This is a genomic window from Neorhizobium petrolearium, assembly GCF_029854435.1.
In the GTDB taxonomy this organism is placed as follows: Bacteria; Pseudomonadota; Alphaproteobacteria; order Rhizobiales; family Rhizobiaceae; genus Neorhizobium; species Neorhizobium petrolearium.
The window spans coordinates 4,991,013-5,009,702 of record NZ_CP123000.1; the positions used below are offsets into that span (position 1 = coordinate 4,991,013).

General features: G+C 61.1%; 16 protein-coding genes. 2 read left to right on the plus strand and 14 right to left on the minus strand.

All coding sequences use genetic code 11. The features are described from left to right. Position 1: 1 nt before the first annotated feature. From QEO92_RS24100 to QEO92_RS24125, 6 genes are all read right to left on the minus strand, one after another. Entirely contained in the window at positions 2-1,102 is a 1,101-nt protein-coding gene (locus tag QEO92_RS24100) for a BMP family ABC transporter substrate-binding protein (RefSeq protein ID WP_227704693.1), read from the minus strand. Between the two features lie 20 nt (positions 1,103-1,122). Further along, positions 1,123-2,502, minus strand: a complete 1,380-nt coding sequence (locus tag QEO92_RS24105; protein WP_227704694.1) for an amidohydrolase — start codon at positions 2,500-2,502, stop codon at positions 1,123-1,125. Between the two features lies 1 nt (position 2,503). Next, positions 2,504-3,163 carry a glutathione S-transferase family protein gene (locus tag QEO92_RS24110; RefSeq protein ID WP_227704695.1) on the minus strand — a complete coding sequence of 220 codons (660 nt, stop codon included), beginning with the start codon at positions 3,161-3,163 and terminating at the stop codon, positions 2,504-2,506. Further along, a complete protein-coding gene (locus QEO92_RS24115; RefSeq protein WP_037152032.1) occupies positions 3,160-4,005 on the minus strand; it encodes an aromatic ring-hydroxylating oxygenase subunit alpha in 846 nt (281 codons plus the stop codon). The genes QEO92_RS24110 and QEO92_RS24115 overlap by 4 nt, the downstream gene beginning before the upstream one ends. Beyond that, positions 4,002-4,655, minus strand: a complete 654-nt coding sequence (locus QEO92_RS24120; protein ID WP_037152034.1) for a Rieske (2Fe-2S) protein — start codon at positions 4,653-4,655, stop codon at positions 4,002-4,004. Before QEO92_RS24120 ends, QEO92_RS24115 begins: the two co-directional genes overlap by 4 nt. A gap of 167 nt (positions 4,656-4,822) precedes the next feature. Beyond that, the gene (locus QEO92_RS24125; protein WP_037152036.1) at positions 4,823-5,083 is read right to left on the minus strand and encodes an acylphosphatase; all 261 of its coding nucleotides are present in this window, start codon (positions 5,081-5,083) and stop codon (positions 4,823-4,825) included. A 440-nt stretch (positions 5,084-5,523) separates the two neighbouring features. On the opposite strand from QEO92_RS24125, the gene QEO92_RS24130 reads away from it, so the two are divergent. Both QEO92_RS24130 and fhuF read left to right on the plus strand, forming a co-directional pair. Beyond that, positions 5,524-7,608, plus strand: a complete 2,085-nt coding sequence (locus QEO92_RS24130; protein ID WP_227704696.1) for a TonB-dependent siderophore receptor — start codon at positions 5,524-5,526, stop codon at positions 7,606-7,608. Between the two features lie 4 nt (positions 7,609-7,612). Beyond that, positions 7,613-8,419 carry a siderophore-iron reductase FhuF gene (gene fhuF / locus QEO92_RS24135; protein ID WP_227704697.1) on the plus strand — a complete coding sequence of 269 codons (807 nt, stop codon included), beginning with the start codon at positions 7,613-7,615 and terminating at the stop codon, positions 8,417-8,419. A 25-nt stretch (positions 8,420-8,444) separates the two neighbouring features. Here fhuF and fhuB read toward each other — a convergent pair whose 3' ends face one another. The 8 genes from fhuB to QEO92_RS24175 form a co-directional block, all read right to left on the minus strand. Then, on the minus strand, positions 8,445-10,430 hold the full coding sequence (gene fhuB, locus QEO92_RS24140; RefSeq protein WP_227704698.1) for a Fe(3+)-hydroxamate ABC transporter permease FhuB: 1,986 nt from the start codon (positions 10,428-10,430) through the stop codon (positions 8,445-8,447). Beyond that, a complete protein-coding gene (locus QEO92_RS24145; protein WP_227704699.1) occupies positions 10,427-11,347 on the minus strand; it encodes an ABC transporter substrate-binding protein in 921 nt (306 codons plus the stop codon). Before QEO92_RS24145 ends, fhuB begins: the two co-directional genes overlap by 4 nt. Then, on the minus strand, positions 11,337-12,155 hold the full coding sequence (locus tag QEO92_RS24150; protein WP_407722166.1) for an ATP-binding cassette domain-containing protein: 819 nt from the start codon (positions 12,153-12,155) through the stop codon (positions 11,337-11,339). Before QEO92_RS24150 ends, QEO92_RS24145 begins: the two co-directional genes overlap by 11 nt. A gap of 117 nt (positions 12,156-12,272) precedes the next feature. Continuing rightward, positions 12,273-13,904, minus strand: coding sequence for an FGGY-family carbohydrate kinase (locus QEO92_RS24155; RefSeq protein ID WP_227704700.1), 1,632 nt, complete (start codon positions 13,902-13,904; stop codon positions 12,273-12,275). A gap of 2 nt (positions 13,905-13,906) precedes the next feature. Then, positions 13,907-14,635 (minus strand): SDR family oxidoreductase, encoded by a 729-nt coding sequence (locus QEO92_RS24160; protein ID WP_037152045.1) that lies wholly within the window; start codon positions 14,633-14,635, stop codon positions 13,907-13,909. Between the two features lie 97 nt (positions 14,636-14,732). Continuing rightward, complete coding sequence (locus tag QEO92_RS24165) at positions 14,733-15,794, minus strand: ABC transporter ATP-binding protein (RefSeq protein ID WP_037152047.1); 1,062 nt, start codon at positions 15,792-15,794, stop codon at positions 14,733-14,735. Positions 15,795-15,834: 40 nt separating this feature from the next. Further along, positions 15,835-17,268 (minus strand): FAD-dependent oxidoreductase, encoded by a 1,434-nt coding sequence (locus QEO92_RS24170; RefSeq protein ID WP_227704701.1) that lies wholly within the window; start codon positions 17,266-17,268, stop codon positions 15,835-15,837. A 107-nt stretch (positions 17,269-17,375) separates the two neighbouring features. Further along, positions 17,376-18,668 (minus strand): ABC transporter substrate-binding protein, encoded by a 1,293-nt coding sequence (locus QEO92_RS24175; RefSeq protein ID WP_037152051.1) that lies wholly within the window; start codon positions 18,666-18,668, stop codon positions 17,376-17,378. Positions 18,669-18,690: the final 22 nt, after the last annotated feature.

Here is an 18,690-nt window from a genome sequence, read left to right on the forward strand (position 1 = left end):
CTTACTTCGGCAGCGGCGTGGTCACGCCCTTGACGTGCCAGTTCATGGCGACGATCTCGGCATCGGCCATGGTCTTGCCGGAAGCGACGCTCTCGCTGCCGTCGGCCTTGGTGATGGGCCCGGTGAAGGGCGAGAAGCTGCCGTCGGCGATCTTGGCGCCGATCTCCTTGATCCTGGCCATCGTGTCTGCCGGGACGTCGGGATTCCAGTCGACCACTTCCACGACCTTGTCGGAAACGCCCAGGAAGGTGTTGGCGCCCTTGAACGTGCCGGCGAGATGGGCGTCCACTGAGGCTTTGAAGAAGGGAGACCAGTCGGTTGCCACGCAGCCCAGATAGGTCTTCGGTGCGTATTTCTTCATCGACGAATTGAGGTTGAAGGCATAGATGCCGGCTTCCTCGCAGGCTGCGATGACGGAGGGCGTATCCTGTGCGTTGGAGAAAATCACGTCGCACTTCTGGGCGACGAGAGCCTTTGCCGCCTCCTGTTCCTTGGCCGGATCGAACCAGGAATTCACCCAGACGACCGAGACCTCGATATCAGGTTTCACGGCCTGAGCGCCAAGCGCGAAGGCATTGATGGAGGTGATCAGTTCGGGAATCGCGAAGGCTGAGACGGAGCCGAGCTTGCCGGTCGTGGAAAGGGCGGCGGCCGCCATGCCGAGCAGATAGGTGCCCTGGAAGTATTTTGCGGCGAAAGGCGAAAAATTGGGGGCAACCTGAAATCCGGAAGCATGCAGCACGGTGACGCTCGGATCTCGACGGGCGATCTGCAGAGCGCCATTCTGGTAACCGAAGGAGCCGGCGATCAGGAACTTGTTTCCGTCGGCGACCGTCTTGTTCATGATGCGGTCGGCATCCGGGCCTTCGGGGATGTTCTCGATGACGGTGACCTTCACCTTATCGCCGTAGGCGGCCTTGATCGGATCGAGACCAGCGGCGAGCGCGTGGGCCCAGCCGACATCGCCGACCGGCGAGGGTACGACGAGGGTAATACCGAGGGGTTCGTCCGCCGCGACGGCAAGGCGGCTGCCGAGTGCGCCGGCAAGGCCGGTGGCCGCAAGGCCTTTCATCAATGTTCTGCGGGTCAGGTTATCGAGCATATAGGTTCCCTCTTTTGGTTCTAGAATTCCACAGTGGCGAGTGCCTCCTCGGCCTCGGCGAACAATTGCGCTTCGTCCAGGCCGATGAACTCGCCTTTTTGCCAGACGATCCGGCCATTGATCATGGTCATGTCGGTCGGCATGCCGATGCCGACACGGGCGATCAGGCTCAACGGGTCGTGCCGGGTGCCGACATAGTCCATGCGGCGGGTGTCGATGGCAAACAGGTCGGCCGCCATTCCGGGCGCAAGCCGGCCGATGTCCTGCCGACCGAGCAGGCTCGCGCCGCCGGTCGTGGCATAACCGAGGAAATCGGCTGGAGGTGGTACCGGATGGACGCGGGTGGATGAAGCGAGGCACTGCAGCATATAGGCCGAGTGCAGGCAGTGCATGAGGTTCGAATTGTCGTTGGAGGCAGCACCATCGCAGCCGAGGCCGACGCGCAGGCCGAAGGCCGACATGGCGGGAATGTCGGTCACTTCGGCGCCGACCAGATAGACGGGTTCCGGGCAGTGCGAAACGCCGGTGCCGCTGGCCGCCATATTCCTGAGCTCGTCGTGAGTCAGCTCCCAGCAATGGGCGTAGAAGGCGTCTGGGCCGGCAAAGCCGAGTTTATCGAGATAGTCGACCGTGCGCATCCCGTGTCGGGCTTCGACGACGGGGCTTTCGCCCTCGCCGACATGGGTATGCATCATGACACGGCGATCTCGCGCCAGCGCGACGGCTTCGACGAAGGTTTCCCTGTAGCAATTGACAGGTTGGCACGGTGCGACCACGACTTGGCGCATGCTGAATTCGCCGGCGTCGTGATAGGTGTCGATCAGGCGTGCGCAATCGTCGATGAATTCGTCCGTCGTTTCCAGCATTTCGTCCGGAATGGTCGAGCCTTCCGATTTCGGCAGCGTATTTCCGCCGCGGCCGGCATGGAAGCGCATGCCGAGAAGATCGGCCGCCTCGAATTGACGGTCGATCAGCCGCTTTCCGGCGTGCCGGGGAAAATTGTACTGGTGGTCGAAGGCCGTGGTGCAGCCATGCTTGATCAGCTCGGCCATGGCCGTGAGCGAGGAGTGATAGAAGCAATCCTCGTTAAGCCGCGAGAAGATCGGATAGATGCGGTCCAGCCACTCGATGACCGAGAGTTTCGTCCAATCGAGGTCCGCGCGGTTGCGCACGAAGCATTGAAAAAAGTGATGGTGGGTGTTGATGAGGCCGGGATAGACGAACCAGCCGGTGGCATCCTGTGTGATCGTGCCATTGAGCAGGTCGCCTGCGCCAAGATTTTCGCCGATCGACTGGATTGCGGGGCCGTTCGTGAGAACGTCGACATCGCGATAGACGGTCGGCCCCTTGCCCTCGTCGACGATGACCGCTGCGCAGTTCTTCAGGAGGTAACCTGCCATGTCACGCCTCGCTCCCTTCGACGTGGGGCTCGGGCTTCAACTCGTGGAGCCGGTGAATGCCCGGCATCTCAAGGAATTGATCGAGCGAGCGGATGGCACGGGACCAGAGCCGTATCGTGGGATATGGATCAAGCGAGACGCCTCCGTCGGCTGCGAGCGCCACATAGGGGAAACAGGCGATATCGGCGATCGTCGGCCGGTCGGCGGCGAGGAAGCGCATGCCGCGCAGGCTCTGTTCGAAGAGGCCGGCCTCCAGCTCACGCAGAGCGGCAACGCCTTGAGTTTGCAGCGCACGGATGTCGCCGGGGCGCAGCAGCATTTCATGAAGCCGCGCACCGCCGAGACTGGCGGTTAGTCGGCCCGAGAAGGACAGCCATTGCTGCACGCGCGCCGCTTCTTCTGGTTTGTTGCTGGCGAGCCATCCCGGGGCAGCCTTGGCGGCGAGATAGACGAGCATGGCAGAGGATTCAGTCAGGATCAGCTCGCCGTCCTCCAGGATCGGGATCGAGCCTGCCGGATTGAGCGCCAGGAGTTCGGGGCTGCGATGTTCGTTGCCGGGGTGGAAATCCACAGGGCGGATATCGAGCTTCACACCCATCAGCGATGCCATCAGGCGCACTTTGTAGCAGCTGGGTGAGAGGATGTAGTCATAGAGCTTCATTGCGCCACCAACTGTGCGCCATAGGTATAATTGTGGCGTTTCAGCCAGCGCCGGTATGCAACCGAGGTGAGATCGGCACGGGTCGGGATCTCCATGCCCGGATCGAGCGGCAAGAGCCGAGGGATCTGGTTTTCCAGGATCGATCGGTCCTGAAGGAAGATCGTTTGCTGGAAATGGATAAGGTCAGTCATGGAGCTTTCTTCGTCGAAGAGCGCCATCCACGGCCAGACGTCGCATAGATCCTCGGCAAGCGGCTGCACGAAGAGGGTGATGACATCCCATTCTCCCGGGCGGGGCGGGCAGGTCTTGTAGAGGATCGAACAGGTCGGCGCCGGCACGCGGTACATATATTCCGTCGTGATGCCGCCGCTTGCCGATTTGGCCGCCTGGGGTTGGTAGAATTTCACCTGTGTCGCCCAGACTTCGTCTTCTTCCTCGCGAATCTCGACCTTGTAGTTCTGGACTTCCGTGTGGGGTTCGGCGCCCAGAATATCCGTATGCACGAAGGGAAAATGAGCGATGTCAAGGAAGTTTTCGACGGCGCGGAGCGGGGAGCAGCGCACACGCACCACGCCGACATCGACGAAGCGTCGCCCCGCCTGATCGGCCTCTGGAATGTCGAAGAGTTCCTTCTTCGGCTCTCCGAGAGATGCCCAGACATGGCCATAGCGTACGCGTACGGGTAATGTCCGCCCGTTTCCGCCCGTCACCCTGGCGCTGCCGTCGGCATCAAGCGCCACGTCGATCGGCTCGTCCATCAGCGCGGTCTTTCGCCCCTTTAGGTCGAGCTGGCTGAGGAGGCCGACCGGGTACCATTCGTCGATCATCGCTTTCACGGTCATTGCGTGATCTCCTTTTTCTGAAGACCCTCCGCCTTGCGGCGCAGGCTCTCTGCGGTACGCGAGGCGGCGGTGCATTCCGCCGGGCCGGCCTCGCCTTTGATCAGGACATGGGTCAGCGTCTCCTCGTCGTCCCGGGGAGAAAGCAGGAGACAGATGTTCCCGGCGTCTTCGCCCACCTCAAGAAGACCCTCAAGGTTAGCCTTTGCGCCGGCAGCAGCTTCAATGGCAGCGACACCCGCCAGTACGGTCAAGGAACGTAGGGGAACAAAATCAGTTAGCCGCGGCGGCTGGGAGAGAGGGTTGCCCACGGCAATCCAGATCAGCCCGTCGGATTCTTCAACCCGATGCGTTGTGACGCGGATTGTCTCCGGAGGCGCAAGCCGCGGATGGGCCGGAATGCGGAGACAGTTTCCGGCCTGGCCATAACTCCAGCCGTGATAGATGCAGGAAAGGGCTTCGCCGCGCACGAAACCGTGCGAGAGGCGCATTCCGCGATGGGGACAGCGGTCCGCCGAGGCTGCCGGGCGCCCGGATGCGCTGCGCCAGAGGGCAACTGATCCGGCAGGAATGCGCGCCGGCATGACGGTTCCCGCAGGCAGGTCACCGGAAAGAGCGACTGGCATCCAGGAGCCTGTCGTATCGGAGTGCATGGGTAGACTTTCTGAGCGTCATCAATAACTTGCAGGACGCACGCGAGGCATGTTCGTCCCTCGGCCCGCTGCCCGGCGACAGCACGTTTGCATAAATATTCCTCATTGGCAATGATGACCAAATAAAGTGCACGGCCGGGTGCGCAGGTTGCTCAAGGTACCCTGTTTCAGTCGTCGATGGGCCTGCGTTCGATCGTGTCGACCCAGACATCAATCGGGCCCAGCGAACATCCCATCTCCATCATGTCGATCAACTCTTCAGGTCCGGCGACCTCGAGTTCAATACGGTCCGGCCCGGTATGAGCTATGTCTTGCGAAAGCCCGAGTTTGGCTGCGTGGCGCCGGATCCAGGGCACGAAGGAGGAAGCATCCAGATTGCCGAGGATTGTCATCCGTTCCCTGAGCCGGATCTGAGGTGGCTGCCGCATCGTTGAAATTCCCATTCCTTCGCATCAGTCGCCCGGTATGGCGCATGAGCGGCCGCCCGGAAGGATGACTGTAGCAGAAGTCTCGTGTCATGCGCATCTAGGTGCTGCAGCAGGGACGTGGATAGATGGCGATTGCTGATAAAGGTGCCGGAGCTTTTATCCCGCGCTCGACCTGATGCCTGCCAGGATTGCGCACACTTCCATGGTTCCGGTCCTTGGTGTTTTTTGTCGCATCTATTTCAGAATTTTAAGTTGACTATTTTTGTTATGTTTATATTTTCCGGCGGCGCAGCATCGCTTTCGGGGACGAATTGAAAGCAACGCATAGCGCGGAATTGAAATGACACGACAGGAGATGCTTTGCCATGGAGGCCATCCGGCAGGCGGGATCACGCACGTCCTTGAGGTGCGCAAGTCGGCGTATTGCCGTAAGGCGGCTGATGGCAAGCAGCGCCCTGGTATTGTTTTCTTCCTCGACGCTGACGACGACGATTTTTGCGCAAGAGATATCGACCGAACTGCCGACGATCGTTTTGACCGGCAAGACGAGCCGCGCGGTAGGCCCCGACAGGACGATCGTCGCGAAGGACACGGCCACCGGCACCAAAACCGATACGCCCATCATCGACATTCCGGCTTCCGTTTCGGTCGTCACCGAAAAGGAACTCGAAGAACGCCATGTGGACAACCTGCAGCAGGCCATCGCCTATACCGCCGGCGTTTTCTCCGATGAGTTCGGCAACGACGACCGCTACGACTATATTCGCATCCGCGGCTTCGATCAGACGGCGCTCGGCACCTATCGCGACGGGCTCGCCGCCCGCATTCCCGCCTGGTACACGGCAAGCCGGCTCGAACCCTATGGCCTGCAGCGTGTGGAGGTGCTGAAGGGCTCGACCTCGACCCTGTTCGGCCTCAACGCCCCCGGTGGCCTCGTCAACGCTATCACCAAGCGTCCATTGGACGAAAAGCACGGAGAAATCTACACCTCCTACGGTGATGGTACCAAGGAGATCGGCACGGATTTCGGCGGCCCGATCGATGCTGAAGGCGTATGGACCTATCGTTTGACCGCGCTTGGAAAGGACGGAAACAATGGTTGGGATTATTCCAACGACGACCGCTTCTATATCGCGCCGGCCTTGACCATCAAGCCGGAAGAAGGCACGTCGCTCACCATCCTTGCCGATTACTACAAGCGCGATGGCACGGGTGCCCGTGGCTTTCCCACCGGCGCCGATATCGACATCGATACCTTTCTCGGAGAGCCGGACTTCAATCGCTTCAATACGCGTCAGACCGATATCGGCTATCAGTTCGAGCATGAAATCACCGACGGCCTGACGTTCCGGTCCAACGCCCGCTACACGCATCTCAGCCTGGATTACGCGGAAGTCTACGGGGCTTCTCTCGACCCGACAGCCGACCGCGCTGCTTTTTCCGTTGATGGCCTTTCGAACCGCTGGGCCTTCGACAATCAGCTTCAATACGACACAAGCTGGGACAATTTTGAATCGAAGACCCTGGTCGGCGTCGACTACACCAGCGACAACACGCGCGAAGACATCAAGTATGGCACTGCGGAACCGATCGATATCTACGACCCCGTCTATTGCGGGCTCTCGTGCATTGATCTCGATCCATATGTAAACTGGCGTGTCAAGCAGCAGGCGGTCGGCATCTATGCCCAGGAGCAACTGACTTTTGATGACCGCTGGGTCATTACGCTTGGTGGGCGCTGGGATCATGTGCATACCACGGCTGACTATGTCGACACCGGTACCAGGGACGACAATACAGCCAGCGCTTTCACCACCCGCGTCGGGCTCACCTATAAGTTCACGCCCAACCTTGCGGCCTATGCCAATTATTCGGAAAGCTTCCAGCCTTTGGTGACGCCGAGCGCGAACGGCTACGCGCTGAGTGGCTCTCTGAAGCCGCAGGAGGGTGAGCAGTATGAAGTCGGCCTGAAATACCGTCCCGAAGATTTCGACGGCCTGTTCACGCTCGCGCTCTTCGACCTGACCCAGACGAATGTTCCGACCTATGTCAGCCCCTTGGTTCAGGAGCAGGTCGGCAAGATCGGTGTTCGCGGCATCGAGCTTGAAGGCAAGGCGGCGATCAACGACCGGCTGAACATGACGCTCGCCTATTCCTATTGGGACGCCGAGATTCGTGAGAACGCAGGTGCCAACGAGGGCAACCGACCGCAGCGCGTGCCCAAGCATCTCGCATCTGCCTGGCTTGACTACACCATTCCGGGGGACGGCCAGCGCGGTGACCTGACGATCGGAGGAGGCGTGCGTTACATCGGGGAGACCTATGGCGACGACGCCAACACGGTCAAGGTGCCGAGCTATACGGTCTTCGACGCCGCTGTAAGCTACAAGGTGACGGAGAACGTCAAGCTCTCGGTGAACGCGACCAATCTGTTCGACCGGAAATATGTGGCGAGCAGCTATTACGGGACCGAATATTACGGCGATCGCCGCAAGATCGTCGGAACGCTGAAATTCACATGGTGATCGCTTGATCTCTACCGCGTCCAGTCACGCCTCTCCGGAAAAGGGAGCGGAGCCGCCCGCATCAGACGATGTGGGCGGCTGTCGCGATCTCGGCGAGCTGTTGATACAGCGCGGCGGCGAGAAATACGCTTTCTGCAGGGGAAAGTTCGTCCTCGATGTGCCGGCCGGGTGCGAGACGGTGCCGTGTTCCGCACTCTGCGAGGCCGATTGTTTCAACCGCATTGTCGATCGATACGGAGCTGCTTTCCCGAATGCGGACCGTCGCGCCGTCGTGTCGCTCTGGACGCTCTATTATTTCAGTACCCTGACCATCAACACCGCTCTCGCATGGCTGGAATTGCGGCGCCTCCTGCCGATCTCGCTTGATGAAACCTCGGTATGTCTCGATCGGGAAACAGGCGTGCCCATGGCCTTCCTTGTCCGCAGTCTCGGCCAGCGGCGGGAACTCGGCATCCATGAAGCGATGCACCCCCTCCTGCGGCAGCATATCGAGCCTTTGGCCAGCGCGATCTCCGCCCACACGCGTATCAGCACCAAGCTGCTATGGGGAAATGCCGCCGGATATCTCGACTGGATCGTCGAGGAGGCGGGGCGCCAGAGCCATCCGGCGCTGGCTGCGGAAGGAGCCCCCCTGTTTCAAGATGCGGTATTTCCCGACGGTGCGAAAAACCCTCTCTGCGGCACGCTCCGGGCCATGACCGACGAGAATGGCGTCGCGTTCAAGCGTCGCAAGGTGTGCTGCCTGCGTTACTGCCTGCCGGCGATTGGAGGTTGCGGCCAGAGTTGCCCTCTGCCGGAAGGACGGCAGTAGGCGCGCTCTTGAGCGCTTCCGGTCTTCACTTCCGCCGCATCAAGAGCATCAGGAACGGTGCGCCGACGAGGGCCGACACCAGCCCCGCCGGAATCTGGTAGGGGAAGATGATCGTGCGGCCGAGCCAATCGGCGACGACCATCAGCCCGCCACCAAGCAGCGCCGCGCCAAGAATTTGCGGCCGTGCCCTCACGAGCCCGCATTCCCGCGCCAGATGCGGCCCCATCAGTCCTATGAAGCTCAACGGTCCCACGCAGAGCGTTGCCACCGCCGAGGCAAGCCCCGCAAGCGCGAAGAGAAGCAGCCGCGAACGAGGGAGCGAGAGGCCCAGGCCGGCGGCGGGCGCGGGGCCGAGCGGTAGAATATCAAGCCAACGATGCATCGATGCCGCTGCTGTCACGAGCATGACGGCCGCAGCCGCAACCGCAAGGGCGGTGGACGTTTCCACGCCATAGGTGGAGCCGCTCATCCAGCGCAAGAGAAACATGGCCCGGGGATCGCCCGTCGAGGACAGGACGCCCACCACGGCATCGACCATTGCGCTGAGCGCTATGCCCGCAAGCAGCACCCGTTCAGGCAGAAGCCCGCCGCGCAAAGAAAATCCGACGACAAGCCCCAGCACCGCGAGCGCGCCGGCCGCCGCCGAAGTGATCTGCAGGCCAAATCCCGGCGCGGCAACGATGAAGATCGTCACCGTCACGCCGATCGTGGCACCGGCGCCTATACCAAGCACTTCAGGGCTCGCCATCTCGTTTCCGGTCAGGCGTTGAAGGATCGTACCCGCTATTGCCAGCATGGCGCCCGCCGAAAGTGCCCCCAGAACCCGCGGAAACCGAAGGGGCAGAATGTCGATGTAAAGATCGGGGTGAAGAAGAGCCCAATCGCCGTTGGCCGTGCGTCCCACAAGAAGCGCTGCAGCGACCAGCAGGGCAAGCCCTGCGATCGCCGCAAGTGTGAGGCCAGGGGATGCCTGAAGCCGCCTGCTGAATATCCTGCCTTGTTCAGGCATGACGCGGTGGCGCACTTTGAGCCGGTGCAGAAGCAGGAGGAGCAATGGAGAACCAAAAACCGCAGTCACCGCGCCGGTCGGGAGGAAGTCGGAAAATGCGCCGGCGAGATATTGGACGACGCCGTCGGCGAGCCACAGCAGCGCTGCCCCGATAAGAGCGGACCATAGGAGCACGGAACCGGCCCGGCGTGCGCCGGAAAGTCGCACGATGATAGGCGCGACGAGGCCGATGAAGCCGATGACGCCGACGGCGCTCGTCATGAAGGCGGCGAGCGCGACAGCGACAACGATGGCAAGCAGCCGCAGTCGCGATGTGTCGACGCCGAGTGCGGTCGCACCCGCCTCCCCGAGCTCGACCAGCGCGAGCGGCCTGACGATCAGCCAGGCGAGAAGCCCGGCGATTGCCACCTTGGGCAACAGCGAAAGCGGGATGACCCAGCTTTGCTGTGAAAGCGAACCCGCGCCCCAGATGAAGAGGCTTGCCAGCCAACGGTCATTCAGCATGACAAGGACGGCCGAGAGCGCACCGCACCACAGACTGATGACCAGGCCCGACAGCACGAGCGAAAAGGGTGAAAAACCGCGTCTGGCTCCGAGCAGAAACACAAGTCCGGCCGCGATTGCGCTGCCGGCAAGCGCCACCAGATCCCGCCCGAAGCCCAGGAGATCCGGTACGTAAAGCGTCGCGAGCGCCAGCGCGAGGTTGGCTCCGGCCGAGACGCCGAGCGTCGTCGGTGAAGCCAGAGGATTGCGCAGCACCTGTTGGAACAGCGCGCCCGAAAGGCCGAGCGCCGCCCCCGCCAGAAGCGCCGTAGCCATCCGCGGCAGGGTCGAATACAGGAGCACGACTTGCCGGATATCGTAGCCGGGGGCCTGCTGGCCGATGGCAGCAAGTTCCGGCTCCAGCCGGAGGACGGCGAATGCGGCTGCAGCAAGGGCGATGATGATCGCGACGAGGAGCGGGCCGGCAAGGCGGCCGTGCGCGGCGGCAGTCGCAGTCATGCCGTATTCTCCAGGTGCTCGGTCAGGAGACGCGCGAAACGCATTGCGTCGTTGACCATACCGAACATCAGGGCACCGGGGATCACCGAGAAACGGCCTGGCTGCGATATCGGCAGCGCCTTCCACAGCGGGCTTTCGGCAAGCTTCGGCAGGACGTCGCCCGGTACGGGCTCGAAGGCGATCAGACGAGCACGTGGGTCGGTGACACGTGCCAGATCCTCGATGCCGATGGTTTCGAACCCCCAGTAGTTTCCCTGGCCCTTCCAGGCGTTCTCGACGCCGATACGGGAAAGCACATTGTCATAGAGGCCGGGGGTTGCGTAGACCCGCGCATGGCGGGCGTCCAGGAAACCCATGAGGACAACCGGCGGGGCGCCGATCAGCGCCAGCCTTTTCCGGCAATCGTCGAAGAAGATGTCCGCCCGCGCGAGAAAGGCATCGCCTTCCGCCACCCGGTCGACGGCCTGTGCCAGCGCACGCGTGGCCGCATAGGCTTTGGACAGAACGGCGCCGCCGCTGGCATCGTAAATTTCAAGGCGAAGTACCTTGCCCATGGTTTCTAGCCTTGGCTTCAATGCGTCGAGATAAGGAGTGGTCAGAATCAGATCGGGCTTGAGCATCGCCAGGACTTCGAAATTGATTTCCCAACCATTGCCGAGATCGGCAACGCCCGCAGGGATTTCCGGTTCGATGACCCATTTGTCCCAATCTGCGAGGGAGACAATCGCAGTCGGTGTGATTCCGAGGTTCATCAGCGTGGATGCGAGGCCGTAATCCAGGCTTGCGACCTTTGGCACGGGCGCCGGGGATGCGGCGCGGGCCGGGGCGGCAAGACCGAACGGCGCCACTGCGGCCGCAGACAGAAGAGAGCGGCGGCTCAGGCCCTTGACCCGCATGTTTTCGGATTTAGCAGACATAAGCGAGCGGAATTCCGAGATGCGGATGCGGCATCACCTCCATCCTGACGCCATACATGCGTTCCAGCACCTCGCATCGAAGGATGTCGGCGGCGCGGCCCTCCGCCACGACGGCGCCGGCTTTCAAGGCGTAGATGCGGTCGCAGAAGCGTGCCGCCATGTTGATGTCGTGCAGCACGATTACGACGCTCAACCCCTTTTCCCGGGAAAGACGCTGGATGAGGCTGAGCAATTCGATCTGATGGGCGATGTCGAGGGCAGACGTCGGTTCGTCGAGCAAAAGGTATTCGGCATCCTGCGCCATCAGCATGGCGATCCAGGCGCGCTGACGTTCCCCGCCCGAAAGGGTCTCCACGAGCCGATCGGCAAAACTTTCGACATGGGTGAGCGCCAGCGCCTCTTCGACCTTTGCGCTGTCGCCTGCCGTGAAGCGGCCAAGCGCGCCGTGCCAAGGATAACGTCCGCATGCCACCAGTTCCCGGACCGTCATGCCAGGGGCCGCGGAAACCTCCTGCGGGAGATAGGCGACGGAGCGGGCGAAGGTGCGTTGGTCAAATTCGCTGAGTTTATGGCCCCCGAATCGGATCTCGCCCGACGACGGGATCATCTGACGGGCCAGCAGCTTGAGCAGCGTCGATTTTCCCGAGCCGTTGTGACCGACCAGGGCCGAGATCTCACCGGCGCCGAAAGCAATGTTCACGTTCTTGAGCAGATCGCGGTGTTCGACGGAAAAGGAGATCCCCGAGAGGGTGAATGCCTTGGCTGCCCCGCTCGTCTGCTCGACCTCTGCTTTCAAAGAATACACGATAGCGCCCCATGCCTTGGGAGAAGGGATAGGTGGGCCAATAAATTAACATGACACTTTTAGTCAATAATATTTTGCAAGATCATCGAATGAGCGAGCGGGCGAGCCTCTCAGTCAGCGCTAGCTCTTCGGGATAACTGATCGGATCTGTCTGCCGGCCGCTTGAAGAAGTCCGAAGGCCAGGTATCGATGCGTGTGCAATTCGCGGGTTGCACCTCCTTGGGGTTCATATTGCTTCGACAGGCGCGACATCGCTCCCATGGCTTCAGTCAATGATTGATATCTGCCGGCAGCGACAGCCCCAAGCATTGCAGCCCCCAGCAGAACCGGCTCCTCGCTGTCAGCAACGGCCACAGGCAGATTGGTGGTGTCCGCCAGTACCTGTCGCACGAGATTGCTTTGGACCGCGCCGCCGCTCGCAACGATCGTGTCGGGCACGATGCCGTTCTGGGACAGTTTTTCCAGGAGTTGCCGGAGACCATAGCCGATACCGCAAAGTCCTGCGACGTAGAGGGAAATCAGGCTGCGAATGTCGGCTTCCAGTCCCAGACCGGCAATGATCGCCCGCGCGTCGGGGTCAGCATGTGGCGACCGGTTACCCATGAACTCGGGCACGACGTGTATCGAGCCAGCAAGCTCCACGGAATGCGAAAGGTCCGGGCACAACCTCGTGACTTCTCGATCGAGCCAGGCAACCAGTGAAAGGCCGGCGGCCTCCGCCTTCACCCGCGCCTCCCCGGAGGCTGGATGCATTGTGGCAAGATGATCGAGGGCCGCGCCCGCTGCCGATTGGCCGCCTTCGGTCAGCCACAGCCCGGGGACCATTGACGAATGATAGGGACCCCAGACACCGTCGACGAATACCGGATCGTTGCTGGATACCATCGAGCATGCGGAGGTTCCGAAAATATAGGCCAGCCTGTTGCGAACATCTGTGCTGCCGCGCGCGTCCCTGCCGCCCAGCGTCCCGACGCCACCCGCATGTGCGTCGATGAGGCCTGCCCCGACAGGTATTCCTGCAGGCAGGCCAAGATCGACCGCTGCCTTTTCCGTCAGACCGTTTGCCAGGGGCGTTCCGGGATCGACGATATCTGTGCCGATCCGCTTAAAGCCTTCATCTGCAAGCTCCTTAAGGCCGATGGCTTGAAAATACTGCGCATCCCATCGCTTCTCGTGCGCCAGATAAGTCCATTTGCAGGTGACCGTGCACGCCGAGCGTGCAAGCGATCCCGTCGCGCGCCAGCTCAGATAGTCGGCGAGATCGAAAAAATGCCCTGCACCAGTGAACGAGCCGGGCAGGTTACGCTTCAGCCAGAGAAGCTTCGGTGTTTCCATTTCCGGCGAGATACGCCCGCCGACATACCGCAAAACCTCGTGTGCCCCGCTATTGATTTCCGAGGCTTCGCCAGCGGCGCGGTGATCCATCCAGACGATGACATTGCGTTGAGCATCACCCGACGGGCCGACCGCGACCGGTGCACCGTCAGGGGCTACGACAACCAGCGAGCAGGTTGCGTCGAAGCCGATTCCAGCAACGGCCGAGGGCGGGATTCCGGCCGCACTGACGGCTTCCCGAGCACTCTCACAGACCGCTTTCCATATCTGTTCGCTCGATTGTTCAACGATATTGCCGGCCTCATGCCAGATGGTGATCGGGCGCTTTGCCGACGCCTTCAGATTGCCATTCTCATCGAACAGGCCGGCGCGGGCGCTGCCTGTTCCCACATCGATGCCGACGAAAAACCGGGTCATGGTCAGAGATCCGTGCTGAGTGGGAGGATTACCAGATCGCGAATGGTGATGTTGCGGGGCCGGGTCAGCATGAACATGACTGCTTCGGCCACTTCGGTCGCCTCCATCAATCCGCCCGCGGCAATTGCCTCATCGAGCTTCGCCTGAGGCCAATCGCTGATCAACGCCGTGATGACCGGTCCAGGCGCCACGGCTCCAACGCGAATACCGTGCCTGGCCACCTGGCGTCGTACCGTGTGAACGAACGCCTGCACCGCGTGCTTGGATGCCGTATAAATCGGTTCCCAGACGACAGGCACCAGACCGGCGATCGAGCTGGTCATGATGATATCGCCGGTCTTCTGCTCCACCATATGGGGCAACACCGCCTGTACGGACCGGAAAGCGGCGTTGATGTTGAGATTGAGCATACGATCCCAGGCATCGGGATCGCCATTGACGACCTCACCGCCGATATAGGCGCCGGCATTGGCATGAAAGATATCGAGCTTTCCGAACCGTTCCAGGATTTGAGGCATCATCGTGGATACGCTGGACGGGTCGGTCAGATCGATCGTCAGAGGAAAGGCGTTCGGCCCCAATTCGGAGCTCAACTTTTCCAGAGTCTCTCCGGCCCTGTCGACGAGAACGACGCTTACGCCTTCGCGCAACAGGGAACGGGCGCATTCGAGGCCGATGCCCGAGGCAGCGCCGGTAACCGCTGCAACCTTTCCAGAAAGTTCCTGTCTCATGCTATTCCTTGCTTCGATTTACGTCAGGCAATGCCGGTCACAGATTGGATCGATCTTCGGGGCTGACGATGGTTGGCTAGATCAGTCCATCCGACGATCACGCAAACAGATGCGCGGCAGAGGGATTGAAGAGAAACTCGGCGTTGTCGTCGAACGCCAGTTCCATATCGACAGGGATCGAGGCGACCACCCGCTCGTTCGCGCGGGTCTCGATCGCAACGATCGTCTCTGTACCCAGACGCTCGATCAGCACGATCTTTCCACAGATCCCTCCCTCACCGTCAGCCGCCCTGCCGGGTTTCAGATACTGCGGCCTGATCCCGAGCCAGGCGCTGTCGCCGCTGTCGAACCCTTTGCCACGCACCGGAATGGGCGAGATCTCCTCGGACGCTACGGTTGCGGTGCCTCCGTGGGCAGCCTGCACCTTTACCGCAAGGAAATTCATCTTCGGCGCGCCGATGAAGCCTGCGACGAATTTGTTTGCGGGATTCTTGTAAAGTTCCATCGGTGAACCGACCTGCTGGACCAGACCTCCGTCGAGAACCACGATCTTGTCCGCGAGCGTCATCGCCTCGACCTGATCATGGGTGACGTAGATCATCGTGGCACCGAGATCGCGATGCAGCTTGGCAAGCTCCATGCGCATGTCCACCCGAAGCGCTGCGTCGAGATTCGAAAGCGGTTCATCGAAGAGAAAGACTGCGGGCTTGCGTACGATTGCCCGGCCGATTGCCACGCGCTGCCTCTGGCCGCCGGACAACTGGCTGGGTTTGCGGTCGAGCAGGTGCTCCATTTTCAGAATTCGGGCAGCTTCCCGCACCCGGGCATCCAGCTCGGCTTTCGGTGTCTTGTTCAGGGAGAGGCCGAAACCCATGTTCTCGTGCACAGTCATATGCGGATAGAGTGCATATGACTGGAAGACCATGGCGATCCCGCGTTCACGCGGCGGAATGTCGTTGCAAAGCCGACCGCCTATATAAAGATCACCGCCCGATATGTCCTCGAGTCCCGCTATCATCCGCAGAAGAGTGGATTTGCCGCAACCGGACGGTCCGACAAAAACCACGAATTCACCGTCCTCGATCTCAAGATCGACACCCTTGATGATGTTGACGGAACCAAAATTTTTCCTGAGCCCGGCCAGGCGCAAACTTGCCATGCTTCCTCACTTCCTTCGCATTCTGCGTCGAGCCACGACGTTAAGCGTCTTCCAGCTCGCGCGCCCGTTCGGTGCTGTCCTTGGTGCGCAGATAGGCACCTTTGGTGATCAACTGACGCCGGAGCTCCTTCACATCGATATCCGCCGGTGCGCGATTGCCGCGGACGGAAATCTTTGCCGCGCGGCCGGCCGCCTCGCCCATTGCCATGCAGGTGGCCATGACGCGGATCGCACCCATTGCCTCGTGGGTGGTGGAGATTGCCCGGCCGGCAACGATCAGGTTGTTCACCTTCGTCGGGATCAAGGAACGATAGGGGATGTCGTAGCAGTCGCCGCACCAGATGAGCGTGCAGCCGTCATCGGCAGGGCGGTGAATGTCGATGGGGTAGCTCGCCACCGCAATCGCATCATCGAAGTGGCGGCAGGCGAGCACGTCTTCCTGCGTCATAACATATTCGCCGATGATACGGCGCGTCTCGCGAATACCGAGGAATGGTGCCGTCTTCGTGAAATAGGCGTTCTCGAAGCCTGGCACGTAATTGATGAGGTAGGTGACGATGTCGTCGATCTGCCCGCGGGCCTCGATCTCACCCATCGTCAGGCTCGCCGCCTCGGTTCCGTCGACGCCCTTGACACGGGTCATGTTGATCCAGACCTCGCCAGCTTTGAGGCCCGTGATGATGATCGTGCGTTCATTGGGGATCTTGAGTCCCATTTCCGTCTGCGCCCTGGCAATCAGCTCGCGCAGGCCGACGATGATGAACTGGTTGTTCTGGCCGAAATATTCTGCCGGGATGAAATCGGTCAGATAAGTGCGCGCCTGTGGCGGCTGGTTGGCGATGCTGAGGCGCAGCTTCTCGGTATCGACGCCGGCGAGGCAGAACATCAATGTAGGGGGTTGCATACCGCCATGGGCATTGCCCTTTTCACAAGGCACGCCTGCGCGGTAGGCGACATCGGCGTCCCCCGTGCAATCGATGACCACCTTGCCGAGGATCGCGCCACGGCCGCTCTTGCTCTCGGTGATGACACCGCGGATCGTATCGCCGTCCATGATCACGCCAGCGCAGAAGGTGTAAAACAGCACTTCGACGCCGGCTTCCGTCAGCATTTCGAGCGCGACGGTCTTGACTGCCTCCGGCTCGACGAGGGTGATGCCCATATGCAACGGGCAGGGCCGGTGCTCGCTTGCGGCGTTACGAAGCTTCAGCCGGTCGATGAATTTCTGCGGCAGGCCTTCGATGATCTGGTTACCCTTTTGACCGAGGAAGCCGAGTACCGGCAGACCGATCGTCATGTTGCCGCCGACGAAGCTGCGGCTTTCGATCAATCCGACCCTCAGTCCGTCTTCGGCAGCAGCAAGCGCAGACGTCAGGCCGGACGGCCCGCCGCCCACGACGAGCACGTCATATTCGGCCATGACGGGTGTTGCCCGGGCCGGCTCCTGGATTGATCGAATGGTAGTGTTCGGCATTGTCCTGGTCTCTTTCGTGGGAGTGGACCCGAAGGTCCGTGTCATTCGTGCGGTTCCGGCGATATCGCCCGTCCGGGCGTAGAACGCCCGGACGGTGTTTAGAAACTTCAGGCCTGCATGAGCGGTTTCACGCGCGTGGCGATGGAGGCGACCGCTTCCTTGATCTCCTTGCGGCCGAGGACGGCGAGTTGCACCTCTTCGAGAAAGATCGACTGGGCGCGCGCCGCTTCCGGGAAAGGCGGGAAGGCGCCGCGGGCATTCTTCAAAACCTCGGCCTCGACGGCGGCAACCGGATTATTCACGAAAGACTGGTCCGCATAAGTCGAGACGCGTACCGGGCCGTTGCCGTTCCTGGCCATGCCGAGCGTCACGCGCTTGCTGGAGACTTCCTTGATGAACTTCCAGGATAGTTCTTTGTCCTTGGAGTTCGCCGGGATGACCATGCCCCAAGCCTCGACGATAGAAGACATCGGCACCTTGCCCTTGAGATCGCTCGAAATCGGGAACTCGATCGCCTTGATCTTGCCTGGGAACTTGCTCTGTTCCTTGTTGTTCAATTGCGCATTTCGGGCGAAGGGCAGCACCGTAAAGGCGGCCCGCCCCTGCTGCAGCCAGGTTACCTGGTCGTCGTTCTTGGTAGTCGCATAGCTGCGTGGCAGGGCACCACTCTCGAACATCTTTCGCAGAACCGTCAGGCCCTTTTCCATCGCTTCCGGGTTCGGCAGCAACTCGAATTTCGCGTTGATGAAATCACCGCCGAAAGCACGTGCGAACATGACCGGGAAGACGGCGAGATCGCTCGCGAGCACCATACCCGCAACCGGTGTGCCGGCCTTGGAGGTAAAGGTGAGCCTCTGGGCCTGTTCAACCAGTTCCTCCAGCGTGGTCGGCGGCGCGCTGATGCCCTGCTCTTCCAGAAGCGCCTCGTTGTAGAATAAGCCTTGGGTCGCGTGGCGGACCGGAATGCCGATCAGCTTGCCATCAACAGTCATGCCTTGGACGAGACCTGGAGCGATGTCGCCGAAGTCCTCGATCGCATCCTTCTCCAGGTAGCTGTCGAGAGGCTCGAACATGGCCGCGATCTGCTTGGTCGGCCGGTTGTCGACGATATAGCCGACATTGAAGTCGGTAGTATTGAGGCTCGCCTCGCGGAAGAGGCGATCCTGCAACGGGTTGGAGTCGAATGTCGTCCAGACGATGTCCGCATCATTGCCGGAACGCCAATCCTTAAGGAGATCGCCGTCGCCGGAGCCGAGCACGGTCTGGTGCACCTTGTGGCTCAGGACGTTGAGCGTCTTGCCGGCGGCAAAGGATGGCCCGGCGGCTAACATGGCCGCTCCGCCCAGCGCGGTTCCGAGAAACCCGCGACGTGTAATGTTCGTGAATACCTTGTCTGACATGATTTTCCTCCCTTTCAGACAG